General features: G+C 51.9%; 3 protein-coding genes. All 3 read right to left on the bottom strand.

The window, feature by feature from the left end; translation table 11 throughout:
* On the bottom strand, nucleotides 1-255 hold a 255-nt coding region (locus tag VJ464_11425), incomplete at its 3' end, for a hypothetical protein (GenBank protein HKQ05736.1).
* A gap of 28 nt (nucleotides 256-283) precedes the next feature.
* The gene (locus VJ464_11420) at nucleotides 284-1012 is read right to left on the bottom strand and encodes a hypothetical protein (protein ID HKQ05735.1); all 729 of its coding nucleotides are present in this window, start codon (nucleotides 1010-1012) and stop codon (nucleotides 284-286) included.
* Between the two features lie 282 nt (nucleotides 1013-1294).
* A partial coding sequence (locus VJ464_11415; GenBank protein ID HKQ05734.1) for an RHS repeat-associated core domain-containing protein occupies nucleotides 1295-2536 on the bottom strand: 1242 nt, incomplete at its 5' end.

Here is a 2536-nt window from a genome sequence, read left to right as displayed (position 1 = left end):
GAAGTTGTCGTAGGAATAGCTTGAGGCGAAGCCTGAGATGCTGCTGGCGCTCACCAGGGTGAGTTGGCCGAGGGCGTACTGCGCCGTGCTGCCGATGCCGTCGTAGGTGAAGTTGACGGTCGGCGTCTGGTTGATGTTGTTGGTGTAGTCTCGCTTGTAGGCACGGTTGAGGTCGTCATAGTAGTAGTTGGCGGTGACGTTGCGCGGGTCGGTGCGCGTCAACAGATTGCCGTTGCTATCATAGATGAAGGCCATTGGCCCTGAACTATTCTGCGAAGGTAGATCAGGCGGTAGGTTCTATAATTTTACCTTCAAAAAACGTACGCTGATAGCTCAGAGCATCTTCAGCAGGTATTACATAATAAATAGACCGATCACTAATTGACATTACTCTGGCTACTCGTTCTGCGGATTCCCTTAATGAATACCGTCCGACAATTAGATCTTTATTCTCTTTGTTCCTTTTTACTATCCAATCAAGGGCCAAATTCTCCGGCTTCCCCAAAAAATATTCGTAATCGGTGCCAAGCCTAAGCAAAAACTGTAATAGCTCCTTTGCTTCTTCATCAGTTGCTGCGCGGTAAACTTCACTGATTATTCCTAGGCTGTCTTTGAAGTATAATGACGTAGTAGCACCCTCTTTATGCCCACAAAGCCAAGATATACGGCGCAAAATAGGAGCCGGTAAATCGACTAATTGCTCCAATATCGACCACTTGTATTTTTCTTTGTAAGAGATTGGGATTAGCGTACTAATTGTGGTGAGACTCTCATCTCCCTTTTCATAATGAGTTATGAAGAAGGGTATATCATCGCTTGTTCCATACCACCTCATAGATGGCCCTGGTTCATCGAATTCATCGGAGTTCCAGATGGGAGTTGTCGGAATATAACTCTTAAAGGCAGACAAAGGCACACGGACATGTATCCGATCCTCCAGAGAGATTTGGCTCGGCAAATATCGCAGTCGAAGAGAATGCCAGAATTCATCCTGTAAGAGCCAATTGATCATCTATAATCTCCCAAGCTACCCCTAATTTTCTCGGCCAACAAAGGCAGTTAAAACATAGGCTGTCTTTCATATGATTAGCAGCAACAGCCTCTTTGTCAAGATATTACACCCGCCTGCGCATCACATGTTTATTCTCATCCTTGGCTTCACCACTGCTTATGCAAATAACTTGAACTCGGAGCAAGAGCATTCGATAATCAAGTCGCCTCGACAAGCAAATCATCTATGGCTAGCTTCTGCGTCTATCTCAGTAGAACTCGACATTTACATTCTTATTTTTCTCTAACGCCTGACCTTCGTAATGCTGGCTGGAATGCCGACTACACCTGATTCTCCGGGAATTGGTATGACTCCAGGAGTTCCTGCATGCCACACAACAAGACCTGGAGACTGAGAAGATGGCCTTATGGGTGTATAAAACTCAATCGCAGGAGATATTCCGTCATCGGGTAACGGACCATTCCAAGCTTTAACAGATGGCCCCAGACCGCCCCCGAAGTAGTTTCTCGGCTCTCGACCACCAACCAATCCGCTACTCATAATCTTATCAAGTTCACTGGAATTTACATAGCGATGGAAAGGACCGTATAACTTCGGATCCTCTTCCGGCTTGGCTGGCGCAATATCAATAGTAAGCGGGATGGGGACAATGTCTATCCCTTCCCCCGCCATTGCGGCTGGCCCTAGAACGCCGATCCCTGCGCCAGCAATGGCAAGTTCGAGCTCCCCAATAAACAGCCCTTCGACCATGCGGTCGCCGTCATTCTTGTGTGGATCGATTACCGTATTATTTATGAAATCCGTCAGCGCCGATCCCAGCCCAGGATCAATCTGCGTGTCGTCCGCTGTGATGATCACCTGCTCGTTCAACACCGAACTGTAGCCGTGACTCGCCCAAGTGCCGTTCCCTGCATTCACTTCTGCTGCCGCTTTCTCGTCGAACACCAGCGTCATCTGCGGTAGGCTCTGCTGCGCTTTCCGCCGCCGCGCCTCCTGCTCGTCGTCATAGTAATCCGGGTTCTCAACGATCCCCGGCGCGTGCCCCGTTGGGTCTACCAACGCCAGCGGGTTGTTCAACACATACGCATAGCGATTCATCGTCTGCGGGCTGCCCACCTGCCCGGCCACCGAGTCGGCGCTCAGGAACCGCCCCATGGCGCTGGCATAATACCGCGACGCGAAATAATCCAGCCCCGTCTCCTGGTCGCGCTCCTTTGCGGTGTACTTCTGCCGCAAGCCCTCGCTGATATAGCCTTGCCCTGCCGTCCGCCCGCCGACGCCCGCCTGTATCTCCTCGCCGAACGGCAGGTAGTCGTGCCGCCCCTTGACCGGGTTGGCCGCATCCGTCCCCGTGATAATACGTGGCGTCCCCAACGCGTCGGTCGTCACGTAGCTCGTACCGCTGCCGCCGGCACTGCCCGTGCCATACTCGGCCAACAGCTTGCCCGCCGCGTCGTAGACGTAGAGCGTCGTCACGCCATTGACGACCGCCTTCACCCGATGCTGGCCGCCGTCGTAGAAGTA

This window comes from Blastocatellia bacterium, from assembly GCA_035275065.1.
Lineage (GTDB): Bacteria > Acidobacteriota > Blastocatellia > UBA7656 > UBA7656 > DATENM01.
This window is presented reverse-complemented; position numbering and strand designations above follow the sequence as displayed.